The sequence below is a fragment of the Porphyromonas sp. COT-052 OH4946 genome (assembly GCF_000765965.1).
GTDB lineage: Bacteria > Bacteroidota > Bacteroidia > Bacteroidales > Porphyromonadaceae > Porphyromonas > Porphyromonas gulae.
On the sequence record NZ_JQZY01000009.1, the window covers coordinates 378,811 to 396,887 of the forward strand.

18 protein-coding genes and 2 tRNA genes are annotated in these 18,077 nt (G+C 47.8%); 12 read left to right on the forward strand and 8 right to left on the reverse strand.

Annotation, left to right across the window (positions count from 1 at the left end):
* Nucleotides 1-104 precede the first annotated feature (104 nt).
* The 6 genes from HQ50_RS03950 to HQ50_RS03975 all read left to right on the forward strand — a co-directional run bounded on the left by HQ50_RS03950 (nucleotide 105) and on the right by HQ50_RS03975 (nucleotide 4,795).
* A complete protein-coding gene (locus HQ50_RS03950; RefSeq protein WP_039428396.1) occupies nucleotides 105-1,565 on the forward strand; it encodes a sodium:solute symporter in 1,461 nt (486 codons plus the stop codon).
* Nucleotides 1,562-2,413: an ATPase gene (locus tag HQ50_RS03955; protein ID WP_039428399.1), complete on the forward strand. Its 852-nt coding sequence runs from the start codon at nucleotides 1,562-1,564 to the stop codon at nucleotides 2,411-2,413. Before HQ50_RS03950 ends, HQ50_RS03955 begins: the two co-directional genes overlap by 4 nt.
* Nucleotides 2,406-3,230, forward strand: coding sequence for an N-acetylmuramic acid 6-phosphate etherase (murQ, locus tag HQ50_RS03960; protein WP_039428401.1), 825 nt, complete (start codon nucleotides 2,406-2,408; stop codon nucleotides 3,228-3,230). Before HQ50_RS03955 ends, murQ begins: the two co-directional genes overlap by 8 nt.
* 96 nt (nucleotides 3,231-3,326) lie before the next feature.
* Nucleotides 3,327-3,400: transfer RNA gene (locus tag HQ50_RS03965), tRNA-Arg, on the forward strand.
* A gap of 35 nt (nucleotides 3,401-3,435) precedes the next feature.
* Nucleotides 3,436-3,509: transfer RNA gene (locus HQ50_RS03970), tRNA-Arg, on the forward strand.
* The gene (locus HQ50_RS03975) at nucleotides 3,491-4,795 is read left to right on the forward strand and encodes a class I SAM-dependent methyltransferase (protein ID WP_235317926.1); all 1,305 of its coding nucleotides are present in this window, start codon (nucleotides 3,491-3,493) and stop codon (nucleotides 4,793-4,795) included. Before HQ50_RS03970 ends, HQ50_RS03975 begins: the two co-directional genes overlap by 19 nt.
* Nucleotides 4,796-5,110: 315 nt before the next feature.
* Here HQ50_RS03975 and HQ50_RS03980 read toward each other — a convergent pair whose 3' ends face one another.
* The 3 genes from HQ50_RS03980 to HQ50_RS12520 form a co-directional block, all read right to left on the reverse strand.
* On the reverse strand, nucleotides 5,111-7,582 hold the full coding sequence (locus HQ50_RS03980; RefSeq protein WP_018964895.1) for a bifunctional UDP-N-acetylmuramoyl-tripeptide:D-alanyl-D-alanine ligase/alanine racemase: 2,472 nt from the start codon (nucleotides 7,580-7,582) through the stop codon (nucleotides 5,111-5,113).
* 36 nt (nucleotides 7,583-7,618) lie between these two features.
* Nucleotides 7,619-8,602 (reverse strand): GSCFA domain-containing protein, encoded by a 984-nt coding sequence (locus HQ50_RS03985; protein ID WP_039417817.1) that lies wholly within the window; start codon nucleotides 8,600-8,602, stop codon nucleotides 7,619-7,621.
* 126 nt (nucleotides 8,603-8,728) lie between these two features.
* Nucleotides 8,729-8,827: a DUF1661 domain-containing protein gene (locus tag HQ50_RS12520; RefSeq protein ID WP_235315017.1), complete on the reverse strand. Its 99-nt coding sequence runs from the start codon at nucleotides 8,825-8,827 to the stop codon at nucleotides 8,729-8,731.
* A 1-nt stretch (nucleotide 8,828) separates the two neighbouring features.
* Between HQ50_RS12520 and HQ50_RS12075 the strand changes: the two genes are divergently transcribed.
* Nucleotides 8,829-8,936 (forward strand): hypothetical protein, encoded by a 108-nt coding sequence (locus HQ50_RS12075; RefSeq protein ID WP_235317933.1) that lies wholly within the window; start codon nucleotides 8,829-8,831, stop codon nucleotides 8,934-8,936.
* Nucleotides 8,937-9,180: 244 nt separating this feature from the next.
* Here HQ50_RS12075 and HQ50_RS03990 read toward each other — a convergent pair whose 3' ends face one another.
* On the reverse strand, nucleotides 9,181-9,429 hold the full coding sequence (locus tag HQ50_RS03990; RefSeq protein ID WP_039417819.1) for a hypothetical protein: 249 nt from the start codon (nucleotides 9,427-9,429) through the stop codon (nucleotides 9,181-9,183).
* A 260-nt stretch (nucleotides 9,430-9,689) separates the two neighbouring features.
* Between HQ50_RS03990 and HQ50_RS03995 the strand changes: the two genes are divergently transcribed.
* From HQ50_RS03995 to HQ50_RS04010, 4 genes are all read left to right on the forward strand, one after another.
* Nucleotides 9,690-10,781, forward strand: coding sequence for a TlpA disulfide reductase family protein (locus HQ50_RS03995; RefSeq protein ID WP_039420742.1), 1,092 nt, complete (start codon nucleotides 9,690-9,692; stop codon nucleotides 10,779-10,781).
* 144 nt (nucleotides 10,782-10,925) lie between these two features.
* Nucleotides 10,926-11,771, forward strand: coding sequence for a DUF3108 domain-containing protein (locus HQ50_RS04000; RefSeq protein ID WP_039428406.1), 846 nt, complete (start codon nucleotides 10,926-10,928; stop codon nucleotides 11,769-11,771).
* A 198-nt stretch (nucleotides 11,772-11,969) separates the two neighbouring features.
* Nucleotides 11,970-12,980: a phosphate acetyltransferase gene (gene pta / locus HQ50_RS04005; protein ID WP_018964889.1), complete on the forward strand. Its 1,011-nt coding sequence runs from the start codon at nucleotides 11,970-11,972 to the stop codon at nucleotides 12,978-12,980.
* A 46-nt stretch (nucleotides 12,981-13,026) separates the two neighbouring features.
* On the forward strand, nucleotides 13,027-14,226 hold the full coding sequence (locus HQ50_RS04010; RefSeq protein ID WP_026292158.1) for an acetate kinase: 1,200 nt from the start codon (nucleotides 13,027-13,029) through the stop codon (nucleotides 14,224-14,226).
* Nucleotides 14,227-14,420: 194 nt separating this feature from the next.
* Here the strand turns inward: HQ50_RS04010 and HQ50_RS04015 are convergent, their stop codons facing one another.
* The 3 genes from HQ50_RS04015 to HQ50_RS04025 all read right to left on the reverse strand — a co-directional run bounded on the left by HQ50_RS04015 (nucleotide 14,421) and on the right by HQ50_RS04025 (nucleotide 16,111).
* Complete coding sequence (locus HQ50_RS04015; protein ID WP_018964887.1) at nucleotides 14,421-14,666, reverse strand: hypothetical protein; 246 nt, start codon at nucleotides 14,664-14,666, stop codon at nucleotides 14,421-14,423.
* A 67-nt stretch (nucleotides 14,667-14,733) separates the two neighbouring features.
* On the reverse strand, nucleotides 14,734-15,444 hold the full coding sequence (gene pssA / locus HQ50_RS04020) for a CDP-diacylglycerol--serine O-phosphatidyltransferase (RefSeq protein WP_039428409.1): 711 nt from the start codon (nucleotides 15,442-15,444) through the stop codon (nucleotides 14,734-14,736).
* 1 nt (nucleotide 15,445) lies between these two features.
* A complete protein-coding gene (locus tag HQ50_RS04025) occupies nucleotides 15,446-16,111 on the reverse strand; it encodes a phosphatidylserine decarboxylase family protein (protein ID WP_039428648.1) in 666 nt (221 codons plus the stop codon).
* A gap of 456 nt (nucleotides 16,112-16,567) precedes the next feature.
* Between HQ50_RS04025 and HQ50_RS04030 the strand changes: the two genes are divergently transcribed.
* Nucleotides 16,568-17,548: a cation diffusion facilitator family transporter gene (locus HQ50_RS04030; protein WP_039417823.1), complete on the forward strand. Its 981-nt coding sequence runs from the start codon at nucleotides 16,568-16,570 to the stop codon at nucleotides 17,546-17,548.
* Here HQ50_RS04030 and HQ50_RS04035 read toward each other — a convergent pair.
* Nucleotides 17,545-18,063, reverse strand: coding sequence for a hypothetical protein (locus HQ50_RS04035; RefSeq protein WP_039428413.1), 519 nt, complete (start codon nucleotides 18,061-18,063; stop codon nucleotides 17,545-17,547). The two genes, HQ50_RS04030 and HQ50_RS04035, sit on opposite strands and share 4 nt — an antisense overlap.
* Between the last annotated feature and the right edge of the window lie 14 nt (nucleotides 18,064-18,077).

The window sequence follows — 18,077 nt, forward strand, 5'->3', positions numbered from 1 at the left end:
CTCATGATCTGTCGGATATGCTGGTTGCAAAGAGCTTGCCGTATTTCCGTAGCTTTGCAGAGTGTTTAAGAAAAGTACTCCTCCTAACGTCTCAATGATTTGATATGAGTCCTCTCGTAGCTATTCTGACCGTTATCATCTATTTCATTTTCCTTTTCGGTATTTCCATCATCACGGGCCGCAAGGCGGATAATGCCGGCTTCTTCGTCGGCAATCGCAAATCCCCGTGGTACATGGTGGCTTTTGCCATGATCGGCTCCGGTATATCGGGTGTGACCTTCGTATCCGTGCCGGGCATGGTGGCCGGCAGTGGATTCTCCTACTTGCAGATGGTACTGGGCTTCGTGGCCGGACAGCTGATCATTGCTTTCGTGCTGATCCCTCTCTTCTACCGGATGAATCTGATGTCCATTTACGGCTACTTGCAAGAGCGGTTCGGATTCTCGTCCTACAAGACGGGGGCATGGTTTTTCTTCATTTCCAAGATGCTCGGTGCGGCTGTCCGTCTCTTCCTCGTGTGCCTGACGCTCCAACTGATCATATTCGAACCGTTCGGTTGGCCTTTTTGGACCAATGTGTGTCTGACGATGCTCCTCGTCTGGCTGTATACGTTCAAGGGCGGAGTGAAATCGCTGATCTGGACAGATTCGTTCAAGACCCTCTGCCTCATCGTCTCGGTCGTACTCTGCATCGTCTATATTTCTGCCGACTTGGGCGACAAGTGGGGTGGGCTTTCCGATCTTATCGGTGGGAGCGACTACTCCCGTATGTTTTTCTTCGATGATGTGAACGACAGACGCTATTTCTTCAAGCAGTTTCCGGCGGGCGTATTCACCGTAATAGCTATGACGGGTCTGGATCAGGACATGATGCAGCGCAATCTGAGCTGTAGGAACTACCGCGATTCGCAGAAGAACGTCCTCACCGGTGGCGTGATGCAGTTTTTCATCATAGCACTCTTCCTCATGCTCGGCACCCTGCTCTATACCTATGCCGACAGCCACGGCATCCCCCATCCGGCCAAAAGTGATGAACTTTTCCCTCTCTTGGCCACGGGTAGCTATTTTCCGCCTATTGTCGGTATCCTGTTTATTTTGGGACTGGTGTCGTCGGCTTTCTCCGCAGCCGGTTCGGCTCTGACGGCTCTGACCACTTCGTTCACGCTGGACATCCTCCAAGCAGACAGCCACCGAACCGAAGAGCAATCGGATCGCATACGCCATCGCGTGCACATCGGCATGGCTGTCGTCATGGGGTTGGTCATATACTTCTTCGATATGGTGAGCAGCACGAGCGTCATCGATGCCGTCTACGTACTGGCCAGTTACACTTATGGCCCGATATTGGGGCTGTTTTTCTTTGGCATCGCCACCAAAAGGGCGGTACGGGACAGATACGTCCCTCTGGCAGCCCTTGCCGCTCCGGTGCTCTGCTACATTCTCCAGAGCCATTCGGAGCAATGGTTCGGCGGCTATAAATTCAGTTACGAACTCCTCATCTTCAATGCCCTCTTTACCGCTATGGGTCTGGCCTTGTTGAGCAGGAAAAAAGAAATACGATCATGATTCTGATTGGAGACAGCGGTTCCACCAAGACGGATTGGTGCATGGCCAAGGAGGGAAAAAGCCTCGGACGATTCCAAACGTCGGGTATCAATCCCTTTCAGCAGGATAGGGACGAAATAGACACAGCCTTGTGCTCGGATGTCCTGCCGGCCATAGGCCCAAAAGCCACCTCCATCCGAGCTGTACATTTCTACGGAGCAGGGTGTACACCGGCCAAAGCTCCTATACTATACGAAGCCTTGGGCGGTATGCTGCCCTGCTGTGGCCGCATCGAAGTCGCCGGCGATATGCTCGGCGCAGCCCGTGCTCTCTGTGGCGATACCGAGGGGATAGCCTGCATATTGGGTACGGGATCCAATTCCTGCCTGTTCGATGGTCGGGAGATCAAAGCCAACGTTTCCCCACTGGGCTATATCCTCGGAGATGAAGGGAGCGGAGCCGTATTGGGACGGCTCTTCATCGGCAGCCTGCTCAAGGGGCAGATGCCGGAGGGGCTGTGCGAAGCTTTCCTGCAGGAGTATGATCTGACGTCTGCCGATATTATCGAGAGTGTCTATCGAAAGCCTTTCCCCAACCGTTTCTTGGCCGGATTCTCTCCCTTTATCGCGCAGCATTTGGACATTCCGGCTGTATATAGCCTTGTACAGAATAGTTTCGACGACTTTCTTGTGCGCAATGTGCTCCGATACAATCGCCCTGACCTCCCCATCCACTTCATCGGCTCCGTAGCTTTCCACTATCGGGAAGTGTTGAGCAGCGTCATCGAAAAAAGAGGCTTGACGCTCGGATCGGTACTGCAAAGTCCGATGGAGGGACTTATACAATATCACTGCAACGATCATGTTTGAGAAGATTACCGAACAGCCATCCCTGTACGACCGACTGGAAGAAAAGTCGACCAGAGAGATCCTCGAAGACATCAACCGCGAGGACAGGAAAGTGGCCGAAGCCGTCAGCCGGACTATCCCGTTGATCGAACGATTGGTCGAACAAATCATACTACGCATGGAGCAGGGTGGGCGACTCTTCTACATGGGAGCCGGCACCAGTGGCCGCTTGGGTGTCCTGGATGCTTCGGAGATCCCCCCCACATTCGGTATGCCCCCCACATTCGTCATCGGGCTGATCGCCGGAGGGGATCGTGCCCTGCGTAATCCGGTAGAGAAAGCCGAAGACAACACCGAACGCGGCTGGGAAGAGCTTTTGAGCCACGGAGTAAACTCCTCCGATACGGTCATCGGCATAGCGGCATCGGGGACTACACCCTATGTCATCGGAGCCTTGCGAGAAGCACGCAGACATGGAATCCTGACGGGATGTATCTGTAGCAATATCGGATCTCCGCTGGCTGCCGAAGCGGATTGTCCCATCGAAGTGATAGTAGGCCCGGAATACGTGACGGGTAGCTCACGGATGAAATCCGGTACGGCGCAGAAAATGATCCTGAATATGATCAGCACCTCCATAATGATTCGTCTCGGACGGGTAAAGGGCAATCGTATGGTCAATATGCAACTCAGCAACAACAAGCTGATCGATCGGGGCACGCGCATGCTGATGAGTGAGTTCGACCTCTCCTACGAAGAAGCCCGTACCCTCCTCCTTCGCCATGGATCTGTCCGTATCGCCTCCGAAAGCATGAAGCAAAAGCCACCCGAGAAATAGAAACTTACACCGGCAAAAGGGAAAAAAACCGTTCGGGGATGTTGCATCTATCGATAAAACCACTATATTTGCACCCGAAACGAAGAAAAGAAGAACGGCCGCGTAGCTCAACTGAATAGAGTAGCTGACTACGGATCAGCCGGTTACAGGTTTGAATCCTGTCGCGGTCACTTTTTCTCCTTCTATTGTTTCAGGCTTTTACGATGGCCGCGTAGCTCAACTGAATAGAGTAGCTGACTACGGATCAGCCGGTTACAGGTTTGAATCCTGTCGCGGTCACACAGTATCTGAGGGAATCCATTCGAAGGGTTCCCTCTTTCAGTATATACCCCGTACGGACGATGCTATTCGACGAAAAAGAAATTCTCGCCATTACGCGATGGGCTAAGCTCTATGCCGACCAATCACCCGACAGGATTCTGCTGGGGAGCAATGATATTCCCCCGGAGTATCGGGCTGCGGTAGCTACCCAAATAGAGCTTTGGCCTCGTCTGAAGAACAAGCTGCCCCGGTGGGCCGGTATCAGTTCTCTGTACATTCCTTCACGGCTCTCTTTGGAGCAATCCTCCGGAGCTGTCACGAGTTCGTACAAAAGCCGTTTCGTCGGAGAAGGGGCCAAGGTGGTGGATCTGACCGGCGGACTCGGCATCGACTTCATGGCCTTGATGTCCAAAGCGTCCCAAGGCATATATATCGAGCGAAATGAAGAGACGGCAACTGCAGCACGGCACAACATACCGCTATTGCTCAACGAAGGGAAAGATGTAAATATCCTAACAGGGGATTTCAAAGAGTATTTACAGCAGATAAAGACTTTTCGCCCCGACTGTATCTACGTGGATCCTGCCAGAAGGTCGGGAGCGGATAAGCGCGTCTATGCCATAGCCGACTGTGAGCCGGATCTCATCCCATTGGCTGCCGAATTGCTGCCGTTCTGTGGCAGTATTCTGGGCAAACTATCTCCTATGATCGACCTGTGGGACACGCTTCAGTCTCTTCCGCACGTACAGGAGCTACACGTAGTGGCCGCCCACGGAGAGGTAAAAGAACTATTGGTCAGAATGTCTCTAAGCAAAGCTGCTATTCCTCCCGAAAAAGTACCGATCCACGCAGTCAATCTTCTTTCGGAAGATACCGCAATACCCTTCATCTTTACAATGGAGGAAGAGAGAAGTATCTCTATTCCGTATGCCGATTCGATAGAAAAGTACGTATATGAGCCACATACTGCATTGCTAAAAGCCGGAGCCTTCAAGACCGTAGCCTATCGCCTTGGCTTACGCAAACTGCATCCCAACAGTCATCTTTACACGTCGGAAGTATATGAGTCGGCTTTCCCCGGGCGTACCTTTGTTCTGGAAGAAATTATTCCCTTTTCCTCTTCCGTGCTTAAACAGCTTCACAAGACAGTACCACAGGCTTCCATCAGTTGTCGCAACTTTCCTCTTTCTCCGATCGAACTGAGACAACGCAGCAAGATGGCAGACGGTGGAGAAAAGACACTGATGGGCACGACAATGGCAGATGGGAAAAAGGTGTTGCTACTACTTCGTAAGGCAGAGTAATTCATCCTCCGAACAAAACACAAGAAGTCGGGCGTTTTTCACAGATAAATAAGATCAAAATCCATACAAAAAAAACGGGATTGCTTATACAAGCAATCCCGCGCGCACCCATTACAATAAAAACACTATTGAGGAATAAGTAAGATATTTTCCCAAAACAGTATCTCTGTTTTTATCTATCGCAAAGGTAAGAGGTATTTGAAGAGATTTTCTACGGGTTCCTCTGTATTTTTTCTACGTATATATACGTATGCATATTCCCTTTCATATGATATTATCACAGGGTAAAAGAGTAGAAAATAAAAAAGATGTATACTACTCTTGGAAATAAACTCTGCGGACACGAGGCGAGATACCTGTGAGCACCTCATAGGGGATAGTATTCATCTTACGGGCAACTTCTTCGATCGGGAGTTCTTCTCCGAAAATAATGACAGGGTCACCCTCTTCTGCCGGCACGCCGGTAACATCTATCATACATATATCCATACAGACATTCCCTACAATTGGACAGCGGTGACCGCGGACAAGTACTTCTCCTACTCCACAACTCAAACGCCTATCCAGACCATCGGCATAACCGATAGGTATAATGGCTATTCGAGATGGTTGCTGTACCCGTCCTCTACGTCCATATCCGACCGTATCGCCCGAAGAAATATCCTTGATTTGCAAAATTGTAGTCATCAGGGTGGCTACCGGTCTCAATCCTTGTACACCGGATGCCGTTACTCCATACAAGCCGATGCCAAGACGAATCATGTCGGCACGGTAGTCGGCAAAACGCTCTACCCCTGCCGTATTCAATACATGACGGAGAGGTATATAGCCTAATGAAGAAGAGAGAGAGGCGAAAACAGTATCGAAAGACAGCAGTTGAGATCGCGTGAAATCATCCAAATCAGGGTCATCGGCACCTGCAAGATGAGTAAATACAGAGCGAATGCTCAATCCGGCATCTTTAACAAGTATCTCACCGAGCTGTGTCATCTCAGACGGTAAAAAACCAAGCCGGTGCATCCCCGTGTCGATTTTGATATGAACAGGATAGCCCGTGAGACCGTTGCGTACGACAGCATCTGAAAAAGAAGCGAGAAGGGCAAAGCTATAAATCTCAGGCTCTAATCCATAGTCTATGAGTGTCTGAAAGGCATTTCTTTGGGGATTCATCACCACGATAGGCATATTGATACCCCTTTCCCTAAGCTCCTTACCTTCGTCCGCTACAGCGACGGCTATATAATCCACACGATGCTCCTGCAGCGTCTTGACAAGCTCGTAGGAGCCTACGCCGTAGCCCTGGGCTTTGACCATACAGATGGTTTTGGTGCCAGAAGGAACTAAATTGCGATAGAAATTAAGATTATGGGTGATGGCCGATAAGTTGATCCTTAGCGCAGTCTCGTGCACCTGCTGGACAAGCCGTTCCGTAATCTGTTCGAAACGATACTTGCGTGCACCTTTAAGCAGAATGCAACTGTCGGAAAGGTGTTCTATCTCACCGGATGCCAAGAATGTGGCAACGTCTTTGAAAAAAACGGCAGACATGCCGGCAAAACAAGTGCGATTCGAGGCTATTTCCTCTCCGATACCGACGAAAAAGTCAAGAGCATAGACTTGTAATTGTGCTGCTACATGCCTGTACAATTCTTCGGGAGGCATTCCGCTTTGCAAGATGTCGGACAGAATCAACACTTTCTTTAGGCTTGTTTCGGCAGTACGTCTTCGTTGGAAGTCCAAGGCCAGCGTGAGCGAATAGACATCATTGCTGTAAACATCATTGATGATCGTATTGCCATGGTCTCCGGCCTTAACTTCCATTCGCATTTCGACAGGCTCTAAACCTGCAAACCGCTTTCGTGCAGATAAGACCTCCGGACACAGTACAGAAATCAGTGTGATGCAATGGATCATATCTTCTATGGAAGCAGCATCTGTGAATGGCAACACAAGAGAGTAATCTTTGCCGAGACACCGAAAATCAATCTCGGTGCGATTATCTTTCGATTCCAATCTGCATATGTACAAATGAGCTTCGGGATTCGTCCGGCTCCATGACACCCCGGCTCTTGCCAAACCAGAAGAAGAGATAGCTGCTGCTATCTCTTCGCTGTCGCCGTTATAGACAATGGTATGACAATGGAGGAACAAGCGAAGCTTTTCCTCCAGTTTCGTTTTTATATCCGGGAAATTCTCCTGATGAGCACCTCCTATATTCGTAATGATACCGTACGAGGGGCGTATTATGCCCTCCAGACGTTCCATTTCCCCCATTTGCGATATGCCGGCCTCAAATATACCGAGAGTGTGTTCCTCTGTCATTTGCCATACGGAAAGAGGTACTCCTATCTGCGAGTTATAGCTTCGGGGCGAGCGGACAATGCGATAGTCCTTGCGTAATAACTGGTAAAGAAACTCTTTGACGATTGTCTTGCCATTGCTTCCGGTAATTCCTATCACAGGAATATCGAACATAGAACGCCTTAGCGCAGCTATCCGTTGTAGAGAGTCCAACGGATGCGCCACACGCATCCAATTTGCTTCCGGCATTTTCTCTGTCAAATCTTCGGAAAGATCCGAAATGACAAAATTCCTTACCCCCCTGTCATACAAGTCTCGGATATATAAATGGCCGTCGCCCGATGCGGTACGTATAGCAAAGAAGAGGGTGGTGGCAGGATCGGACAGTGTACGACTATCGGTAAGCAGGTATACGATCTCGTTGTCGCTGACGATTCTTGCCTCTCGAGGAGACAAGTGCCTGCATAATTCGGAGAAAAGGAACATGGTCATGAATATGCTATTAAATCGTACATTGGAATATCAGGATTCTATCCCATCCGCAATATCGTCTAATACTAAGTCCGGATACTTACGTAGCAATGCACTGATGAGTGTCTGTGTTTGTTCTTCAAACAGCATGGCATCAGGGCTATCCGGGTGTAACGGTCTGTGCGCCATACGACGTCGGAGTTTGAGACAGGCCTCCATAGCCTCACGGTGCTCCTTTCCCACAAAAAGATCGGTAAAGCGTTCACGTATGATCGAAACGGCCAAAGCAGATGGATGAGTCATATCGTCTGCATAATAGCGATAGTCACGCAGTTCGTCCATCATTATCTCATATGCAGGGAAATAATAAAGATGCTCCGGGAAATGCTCTGTCAAAGCCTTACAGAACAGGACGAGAGTGGCTTTGCTTTGCTGATTACCTACAGCTCCATCGCGAAGATGACGTACAGGGCTGACCGTAAGGATGATCTTACGCTCCGGATAAGAAGTTGTCAGTCGCTCCATGAGAGGAATCCATACAGCCAGTAAGTCATCGATACTGACCATATGCCTGCGGAAGAGCCGTTCGGGCAGTTTATGACAGTTGGCCACCACTTTATTGTCATGAATACTGTTGTAGACAAAAGCTGTCCCCCAAGTAAAGAAAAGCCTGTCCGAGCCAAGTAAAGCTTCGCGACCGGTGCGCAAGCGGTCATTGATGTGCTGCAAGGTTTCTCCTCTTTTCGCGTGAGAAAAGACTCCATGATGGTCGAAGCTGTGAAATAAGCCATCATATTCGAACAGTTCATCCGCCGCATAAGGTGTAGCATCGAGCAATCTGCCGATACACCTTCCTATGGATAGGGGATTGTACATGATTCCAAAAGGATTGATCTCTGCACGGAATCCGGCTTGACGCATATAAGAACCGACTTCCAAACTAAAGCAGGACCCGATGAAAAAGAGTCTGTTGGCGTAAGAGATTAACTTTTCGCTTATCACCGGATTGTCAACTGGGGTAGTTAGCTGTATCATCGACCTACAACCTTGTTTCTGCACAAAAGAACAAAAAAGAGAGCAATTAAAGCCGGATTGGTCGTAGGTTTCATTTTTCTAATGACCGATACCGGCTAAATGGGGTATGCTCCATCTTATATCGGTTTAGTTTATGGCACCAAAATTTTTGCGTTCGTTAGTCCTAAAAACATGGCGCGAAAACTTTTTTCTTTTGGTTCGGGAAGTAAAAAATTTATGCGCCAAAATGAAAAAAATCTCGCGCCACTTTCTCCCGAATGAGGGGCGAGAATCTGAACTTTTTTGGTGCGTATTGCCGAGCCGGCAGGTTTTGGGTACTGCGCTGCCTCAATAATAGGAATGTGCTGCTGTCTGGATGTCGGGGTCAGACTCTATCCGCCAAGCCATGTAGGCCGTACATCGAACTTGCATTAGACTATCAGGATCTTTGTCCCAAATTACCAGTCTCGTCCTTAGCTCCTTTTGTCCGAAAAAGAAAGGCTGCCGAAGTTTTACACTCGGACAGCCTCGCTTATTGAGATAACCCTATTCCGATTCATGTGCTATCAGCAGGTGAGAACGGAATAAGGAAAAGATGTTTAGAGGAATTTTTTCAACTCTTCTTTTTGTTCTTTGGTCAGCATTTTAATCTGATCCGCTACAGATGTAACAGCGATATTATCTTTAGCTATTCGGCAGTTGGCCAAGTAATTTTCATAGCGAGCGATCGCTGCATCAAGCTGAGCCATTCTTTCGGCAGGTTTTGTACTCTTAAAGTAAAAACCCATGGAAGCTTTTTGCTTCTTTTGTTCAGGCGTTTCAGCCCTTTTTCCACGCTTTTTTTCCATAGTCTATATTTCTAAATGAATTGTTCGCTATACAAAAGTAAATAAATTCTTTTAAAAAGAATAGTTTATTATTTAGATAGGCTTTATTTTTTGGACAATCACAGGGATAGCATTGGGATCATTATCCGATTTTTGAAGAACATTTTCAAAATCCTTCGGAATAGAATCCGTTTTTATCGATTCTAAGGAAGGGGGCTATAAAGACCAAAATACTTACTTTTGCCGGTAGAAATAATCCACCAATTCAAAAACGATAACGTATGAAAAAATTGTTATTCGCAGCCGTAGTGCTGCTTGCAGGTCTTACATCCTGTCAACAGAAAGGTTATACCATCACCGGTACAGTGGATAGTACGCTGAACCTGGATGGAAAGATGGTTTATATCCAGCTGTCTCAAGACAACAAACTGGATAGCACGACGATCCGGAACGGTGCATTTACATTCACCGGAGAGCATATCGACACAGCTAAACTGGCTTATATCGTGACGGCTTCTCCCGAACAGAACGTAGCTCCGATTATCTTCATCTTGGAGGATGGCAAAATATCGGCTAAAGTCGGAGAATTTGCAGCAAAGGGTACTCCGCTGAACGATAAGAATTTTGAGTATTCCGCTAAACTTAACGAGTTGGAAGATAATTTCAGGATGAAGATGGAAGAGATTCAAGCTGATACGCTTCGTCCGGCCGAGGAAACTCAGGCATTGCTCGAGAAAGAATACACAGCTATGTTAGGAGAGAAAAACAAAATCACAGCCGATCTGTACGAATCGCATACGAACGATGCTCTTGGAATACGTCTCTTCCAGAATATTCTCCGTGGTGAAAGCTCTAATTCCAATGCTATTGTAGAGGCACGTAAAAAAGCCGGCCCTATTGTTTTGGCACATCCGAACATCGTGCGTCTGCTTGCTATGATTGACAACTTGGCTGACACGCAGCCCGGCAAAATGGCTAAAAACTTCACCGGCACAGATGCCGAGGGCAACGAGGTGGAACTATTCAAATATGTGGGACAAGGCAACTATGCTGTGGTAGACTTCTGGGCCTCATGGTGCGGTCCTTGCCGTCGCGAGATCCCTTATATAGCTGAAGCTAATGCTAAGTTTGGAGCTAAAGGTCTGCAAGTAATCGGAGTGGTGGTTTGGGACAAAATGGAAGATCACCTCAAAGCCAAAGAAGCCCTTAACGTAGTTTGGCCTCAGATTTTTGACAGCAAGAATGTTGCAACGGATATGTATGGCATACAAGGGATTCCTCAAGTTATCCTGTTCGGTCCTGACGGCACCATTGTAGAGCGCGATCTTCGTGGCGAAAAGCTCATCGAAAAGTTGAGCGAAATCTATAAATAACATCGGGTATTTAAACTCGGAAGACCGAAACGATTTTAGGAGGAGGCCTTGCGCAGGCTTCCTCCTTTTATTTTTACTAAATAGCTTATTGCCTATATTTGGGGCGTTGAAAAAAAGCCTGCATAAAAAAGAAGAAGGGAAGAAATGAAGGCAAAAGAAAATGTAAGTCGGAAACAATGGCTATCCAACCGAATAGTCCATATCCTTACGATTTTATATATAAGCGGTACTCCTATACTGTTACAAGCCCAGCAGCCTATTGTCAATGATTTTGTTCAGTCCGGCGAGCGACTCGACTATACGGTCTACTATAAATGGGGGGCACTGATGCCTCGTGCCGGTGCCGCTTCGCTTTCGTTCAAAAAGGCGGACAAAGGATATCGATCCCGTTTGCTTTTCAGGACGGCTCCTTTCTTCGATGCTATCTTTAGTATGAGGGATACTCTCGACTGTAATCTTGATCAAGACATGCGTATCATGAATGGTCAGAAACACGTAATGGAGGGAGGAGATTATACGATAGATCTCATTCATTTCTCTCGGCAAGAGGGACGCAATCGTATACATACCACACGATTCCGCAACGGAGAGGCAAGGATAGACACGATCGAATTTGTCGATCAAACTTCTCTTGATATGATAGGTGCCATACTTTACCTTCGATCGATTGACTGGTCGAGTGCTTCCAAAGAGATTATAAAGACAAAAATCTTTGCCGGCAAAAAGGGAATCGACTGTTTCTTTCAATACGAAGGGGCTGACGTACAGAAGACTAAACAAGGCATCAGCTACCGAACTCATCGGGTATCTATGCTTATAAATGAACCTGAAACATTCAAGAAGCCTCAAAAAGCTATTACCGTATGGTTCACGAACGATGCCAACAGAATACCGGTGCGTATCAGAATGGAGTTGAAAATCGGGGCTGCCGAAGTCTATCTGAAGTCAGCTGAGGGACTGCGCCACCCGCTATCCGCACGAGTCAAATAAGACTGTAGAAAAGAGATATAAACACAAAAGAGAAAATGGAATCGCAGCCGTATTTTTGTGGTGCGTCCATTTCAAATTATTTTGAGCGTATCTCTCTTATTACCCGTGTTTTTAACTATCTTTGCGACCGCAAATAAGGCGTCATTTCTGTTCGTCTTTCTTTTCAAACAATAACTATAACATAATAAGGTATTATCCATGGATCTCATTCAAGACGTTATTAAGCGTGCTCAAGAGAACAAGCAACGGATCGTTCTGCCCGAAGGGTTGGAACCTCGTACATTGGAAGCTGCCGACCGCCTCATGGCCGACAAAGTTGTAAACATCATTCTGATCGGCAATGTCGACAAGGTGAAAGCCAAAGTGACAGAACTCGGTTTGAAAAACTTGGACCAGGCTGTGATCATCGATCCCAATAACCACCCCAAGAAACAACAATACACAGATCTTCTGCTGCAAATCCGTCAAAAGAAAGGGCTGACTCCCGAAAAGGCGGCCGAACTCGTAGAAAACCCTCTTTATCTGGGTTGTCTCATCGTAAAGAGCGGAGATGCCGATGGACTGATTGCCGGCGCACAGAATACTACCGGCGATGTACTTCGTCCGGCCCTTCAAGTCATCAAGACAGCTCCGGGCATGAGTAGCGTGAGCGGTACTTTCTTACTCTTCACCAAGGCCAAAGAATATGGCAAAGACGGACTCTTGCTCGTGGCAGACTGTGCGGTTATCCCCAATCCGACATCGGACGAGCTGGCACAGATCGCTGTAGCTACAGCTCGCACGGCAAAGGCTATTGCTGACATTGAGCCCCGTGTAGCCATGTTGAGCTTCTCTACGAAAGGCAGTGCAAAGCATGAAATGACAGACAAGGTCGTAGAAGCTACTCGTAAAGCTCAAGAAATGGCACCTGATTTGATGATCGACGGCGAAATGCAAGCCGATGCCGCTTTGGTAGAAAGAGTGGCAATACTCAAAGCTCCCGGAAGCAATGTGGCAGGAAAGGCCAATGTACTTGTATTCCCGACGCTTGAAGTCGGCAACATCGCATACAAACTTGTAGAGCGTCTTGGACATGCAGAAGCCGTAGGGCCTATCCTGCAAGGAATGGCTGCTCCTGTAAACGATTTGAGTCGCGGCTGCTCGGTCGAGGATATATACAGGATGGTTGCCATCACGGCTAACCAAGCTATCGCAGCCAAAGAACAATAATAGAGAAAACCAACCCTATCAAACCCCTAAAAATCAACTAAACGATATGAAAGTATTGGTATTGAACTGTGGTAGTTCATCCGTCAAATATAAGCTACTCGAAATGCCCAAGGGCGACGTATTGGCTCAGGGCGGAGTAGAAAAATTGGGTCTTCCCGGCTCGTTTCTCAAACTAACCATGCCCAATGGCGAGAAGGTAGTGCTGGAGAAAGATATGCCCGAGCATACAATAGCCGTGGAGTTCATTCTCTCCGTACTCAAAGATGAGAAATATGGATGCATCAAGAGCTACGAAGAAATCGATGCTGTAGGCCACCGTCTCGTTCATGGAGGAGAGAAGTTCAGCAACAGTGTGGAGATCACACCGGAAGTAATTGCCAAAGTAGAGGAATGTATCCCCTTGGCTCCGCTTCACAATCCTGCTAACCTCAAAGGCGTGGTAGCCATCGAAAAGCTGCTCCCCGGTATCCGTCAGGTCGGTGTATTCGATACGGCTTTCTTCCAGACCATGCCCGAACATGTGTACCGATATGCCTTGCCATACGATATGTGCAACAAGCATGGTGTACGTCGCTATGGATTCCACGGCACCAGCCATCGCTATGTCAGTGCCCGTGCTTGCGAGATTTTGGGTCTGGACTACAACAAAACTCGTATTATCACGGCGCATATCGGCAATGGTGCTTCCATCGCTGCCATCAAAAATGGCAGGGCTCTGGATGTATCATTGGGGATGACACCCGTAGAAGGACTTATGATGGGTACCCGCAGTGGAGATGTCGACCCTGGTGTTCTTACTTTCTTGATGGAAGCAGAAGGTCTGGATGCTGCAGGAATCTCTGAACTGATCAATAAGAAGAGTGGTGTGCTCGGCGTAAGTGGCATTTCTTCGGACATGCGTGAGATCGAAGATGGTATTAAGAATGGCGACGAAAGAGCTATTCTGGCCATGACCATGTACGACTATCGGATCAAAAAATATGTGGGAGCTTATGCAGCTGCCATGGGTGGAGTCGATGTGCTTGTATTCACCGGTGGAGTGGGTGAAAATCAATATTCTACACGTGAGAAGGTTTGTTCCGATATGGAATTTATGGGTATTGTCTTCGACCCGAAGGTGAATGATGGTATGCGTGGAAAAGAAATGGTAATCAGCAAGCCAGAAAGTAAGGTAACCGTGATCGTGGTTCCCACCGACGAAGAATATATGATTGCCTCCGACACCATGACAATCCTCAGCAAATAAAAAGACCGATCTGACACTGAAACGGGGCATAACAGTTCGTTTCGAGAGTCTCAAACCCCAATATAGTAAAGGGCGTGCCAAGATGAAGAATTGGCACGCCCTCTTTATTTTTTGCCGGATCTGCTATCAAACAATGGGAGATCGGAGCAAAAGATCCGAACCAGCTGAGTATATGGATCCATCCGATTTATGTATCAGCCCTTGTCCTTTATGTCTTCGAAGTCCACGTATTCTCCTTGGTCTTTGTCAAATCTTCGTTTTTCCAGTTCGTCGAGTTCGACCTTTTCACCCGGTGAAGGCGTTTTTGTGGTTTGCGTTCCTTGCCGTGAAGAGTTCTTCTTCTGATCGAAAAACATCTGACGAATGGCGAACATCTTCATCAGAAATCGGATTACCCAGTAGATAAAGAGGACAAGGAAGAAAGTGCCTATTAGTTCCATATTATGATCATGCTTTTTTTGTTATTGTGCCTATAGCAAGGCAATGAGAGAATACATGGCTTCTGGATCACTTCCGTTCGCGGTCGATACGCTTTGTTGCGATAGCCATCAGCAGATAAAGTACGATAGCGGGCGAAAATCCACCTATTCCCCAGACTGCTACGGACAGAGCCGAAGCAATGACCAGTATATATCGCCATTCATTGCCACGCCACGCCAGCGATCGAATCTTCAGCGCAAGCATGGGCAGCTCGCTTACCATCAGATAAGAAAAGAGGAAAACGAGCGCAAGCGTGAGCACAAGCAAGGGCAATCCCGTGATGATCGGACTGCTATCTAAAGAAAAAAGGTCTATGTATGCGATCCAAAAAAGAGCATTGGCCGGAACCGGCAGGCCGATAAAGGAGGTAGTCTGACGCGTGTCGTTGTTGAATTTGGCCAAACGCAAGGCGGCAAATGCAGCCAAAAGGAATACGCCATAGGTGGCAAAGCGATACGAAGGCTCCACTACAGCCTCCAAAGCTGCATACAAACACATGGCAGGAGCCACGCCGAAGCTCACCACATCAGCCAATGAATCCAGATCCGCTCCAATCGATGACTTCGCATTGAGAATCCGGGCTGCCATCCCATCGAAGAAATCGAATCCGGCAGCCAAAATAATGAATCCGGCAGCAACAGTCTGATCGCGGTACTCGATCGCAGCTATTATAGCCACACAACCTGCCAGCAGATTGAGGCAAGTAATCGCATTGGGAATATGTCGATGGATATTCATGCTACTCGGGCAGTCGGGCTATTAGCGTTTGATTGCCGACAGTCTTCTGGTCCATCTTAACCTCTACCTGAGAACCGAGGGGCAAGTAAACATCTACTCGTGAGCCAAACTTGATAAAACCCATATGGGCATCTACGGAGCATATATCCCCCACCTCTGCATAGGTAACGATACGGCGAGCCAAGGCCCCTGCAATCTGTCGCGCCAGTATGCGAGCCCCTCTTTCCGTTTTGATAACGATAGCCGAACGCTCGTTGTCGGTGCTGCTTTTAGGAAGGTAGGCTGCGATAAAATGACCGTTCTTGTGGGATACGTGCGTAACCTTGCCTTTGCAGGGGAACCAATTGGCATGAACGTTGAAAACCGACATAAAAATCGACACCTGAATACAGCGTTCATGGAGTATTTCGTTTTCGGATACTTCTTCGATGGCTACAATCTTGCCATCGGCAGGTGCCACAACGGCACGATCGTCATTGGCAAAGGGGCTGTGTCTCTTAGGGCAACGAAAAAAGTTGATCGTAAGCAGATAGAGGAAAATGGCAATGATCATTACCAAATAGGATACAAAAGAAGTCCCAAGGAAATAAAACAGGCTCAAGCATATCCCTGTGAAGAGGGTTGCCATGGATACTAAAAGGCCGGTACTTTCTTTATGAACCTTCATGTCGTTCTCATCATAGTTGAAATGAATCTTGTAGGATTGTACGCAGGAATGATACGCTTCTTCCGCGGTCTCCATTGATACAAAAGTAGCGTTTTTTCTCTTCTTCCAGAGCCGTTTGATTATGCTCCGTATTGAGAGAATGCTGAAAAATCTTTTAAGATTACAGCCCAGCACGACAGATTGAGAAATGGAAGATGTATTTTCCAATAGTAAATTTTATTTGAGGAATCGGCACTTTGTGAAAGTGCGGAAATATATGGTAAAGATGTCAACAAAATGATCACCTTTGCAATAAAGATGGGCTGTGTCAAAATTCTTTTTGGGTACAACCCACCCCTTTAGATGGGTAAGAATGTGTAAAGTACAAGCCGAATATCGCAAGCAACGCCGTAATTTGGACATTATGACACACCGTCAAAACAAAAACATCAGATCAAACGTGTAGGACACAAATCTATGGAAACAAGACAATCTCACACTCACACTTGCTGCTCGGAGCACCAACATGATGCTCATCACCATCAAGAGCATCATCACCACGGACACCATCATCATCTCCATCACCACCATGGCGGCAGTGGAAGCAATTTGCTTTTTGCTTTCGCCATGAATCTCTTCTTTGCTATTGTAGAATTGGTCGGTGGTATTTTCACCGGCAGTGTGGCCATCCTGTCGGATGCTTTGCACGATTTCGGCGATTCCATTTCCCTCGGTGTTGCCTGGCGACTACAGAAGCTGTCTGAAAAGGGGCGCGACACCTCATTCAGCTATGGATACAAACGTTTCTCCCTACTTGGAGCTTTGCTCATTTCGCTTATTCTTCTGGTAGGATCCGTTTTTGTCATTATCGCTGCCATCGAACGTCTTAGCGTACCGGGAGAACCCAAGGCCGGAGGAATGCTTGTGCTGGCCATATTCGGACTCGCTGTCAATGGTTTGGCCGCATTCAGGCTGAAAGGAAGCTCTTCGCTCAATGAGCGCGCCGTGATGCTGCACCTTATGGAGGATGTGCTCGGATGGGCGGCTGTCCTTGTAGTCAGTATCGTTATGCTCTTTGTCAATGCCCCGATCCTCGACCCGATACTTTCTCTATGTATCACAGCGTGGATTCTATACAATGTGTACGGCAATCTGCGCGAGACCTTCAAAGTCATGCTGCAAGGTGTGCCCGACGGGATAGACTTAGAAGGATTAAAAACGGACATACTCTCTCTGCCGCATATACGTAGCGTTCACGACATCCACCTGTGGACACTCGACGGAGAGTCGCACGTGATGACAATTCACGTTGTGTACTGCCCGGACGATTTCTCTTCGCCACAAGCTGTATTCGATATGAAAGAATCGGTACGGGAGAAGTGCACTGCCCATGGAATAAGGCATGCTACGATAGAATTGGATCCCGAGGGTTGCTCTTGCGGAATGGAGGGTTGCTAACTTTCGATTGCTCTCAAGACCCACTGTCCCGTCAGCCGTATACCTTCTTCTGAGGGTCTGCGGCTGATGTCTTTTCGTTCGATCTCCGTTTGCATCCCGTATGCCTCTTGATCAGCTATCCATGCAGCGGCCGCCTCCAAGAGGTAGCATCCCATATCATACAAAGAGAGGGACGCTACAGGCATAATGTCTTCATCGCTTAGATGAGAGTAGAGCACGACCTCCAAATCGCCTTCGGGCTGCCCTCCCTCCACATCGTGAAAAAACAAAGAGAGGTCGATCCAAGGATCTCCCGATACGATCCACTCGCCTAAAAGAGATGATACGGCTTCGTACAAGGCATCGGCTTTTTCATCTGTGTAAAGCAAAGCCGGGTAGGCCCCTGCCATGCCTAACGCATTGAAGTACTCCGTCCACGGAAAGTATGTGACAAGACGACCTATGGAAAGGTTTTCGGCGTGGACATTATGCTCTCCGAAAACGATAGGCTCGTTGTCTTGCGTATCAGTCATCATTTAGCTTGGCATTA

Excerpts from the sequence above, each read along its gene's own strand:
- HQ50_RS12075 (WP_235317933.1), top strand. The coding sequence starts at position 8,829 with ATGAAAAAAATCTCGCGCCACTTTCTCCCGAATGAGGGGCGAGAATCT.
- HQ50_RS04010 (WP_026292158.1), top strand. The coding sequence starts at position 13,027 with ATGAAAGTATTGGTATTGAACTGTGGTAGTTCATCCGTCAAATATAAG.
- HQ50_RS04030 (WP_039417823.1), top strand. The coding sequence starts at position 16,568 with ATGGAAACAAGACAATCTCACACTCACACTTGCTGCTCGGAGCACCAA.
- HQ50_RS03950 (WP_039428396.1), top strand. The coding sequence starts at position 105 with ATGAGTCCTCTCGTAGCTATTCTGACCGTTATCATCTATTTCATTTTC.
- HQ50_RS03995 (WP_039420742.1), top strand. The coding sequence starts at position 9,690 with ATGAAAAAATTGTTATTCGCAGCCGTAGTGCTGCTTGCAGGTCTTACA.
- HQ50_RS04000 (WP_039428406.1), top strand. The coding sequence starts at position 10,926 with ATGAAGGCAAAAGAAAATGTAAGTCGGAAACAATGGCTATCCAACCGA.
- HQ50_RS03990 (WP_039417819.1), bottom strand. The coding sequence starts at position 9,429 with ATGGAAAAAAAGCGTGGAAAAAGGGCTGAAACGCCTGAACAAAAGAAG.
- HQ50_RS04025 (WP_039428648.1), bottom strand. The coding sequence starts at position 16,111 with ATGAAGGTTCATAAAGAAAGTACCGGCCTTTTAGTATCCATGGCAACC.
- murQ (WP_039428401.1), top strand. The coding sequence starts at position 2,406 with ATGTTTGAGAAGATTACCGAACAGCCATCCCTGTACGACCGACTGGAA.
- HQ50_RS04015 (WP_018964887.1), bottom strand. The coding sequence starts at position 14,666 with ATGGAACTAATAGGCACTTTCTTCCTTGTCCTCTTTATCTACTGGGTA.
- HQ50_RS03985 (WP_039417817.1), bottom strand. The coding sequence starts at position 8,602 with ATGATACAGCTAACTACCCCAGTTGACAATCCGGTGATAAGCGAAAAG.
- HQ50_RS03955 (WP_039428399.1), top strand. The coding sequence starts at position 1,562 with ATGATTCTGATTGGAGACAGCGGTTCCACCAAGACGGATTGGTGCATG.
- pssA (WP_039428409.1), bottom strand. The coding sequence starts at position 15,444 with ATGAATATCCATCGACATATTCCCAATGCGATTACTTGCCTCAATCTG.
- HQ50_RS04035 (WP_039428413.1), bottom strand. The coding sequence starts at position 18,063 with ATGATGACTGATACGCAAGACAACGAGCCTATCGTTTTCGGAGAGCAT.
- HQ50_RS03980 (WP_018964895.1), bottom strand. The coding sequence starts at position 7,582 with ATGTTCCTTTTCTCCGAATTATGCAGGCACTTGTCTCCTCGAGAGGCA.
- pta (WP_018964889.1), top strand. The coding sequence starts at position 11,970 with ATGGATCTCATTCAAGACGTTATTAAGCGTGCTCAAGAGAACAAGCAA.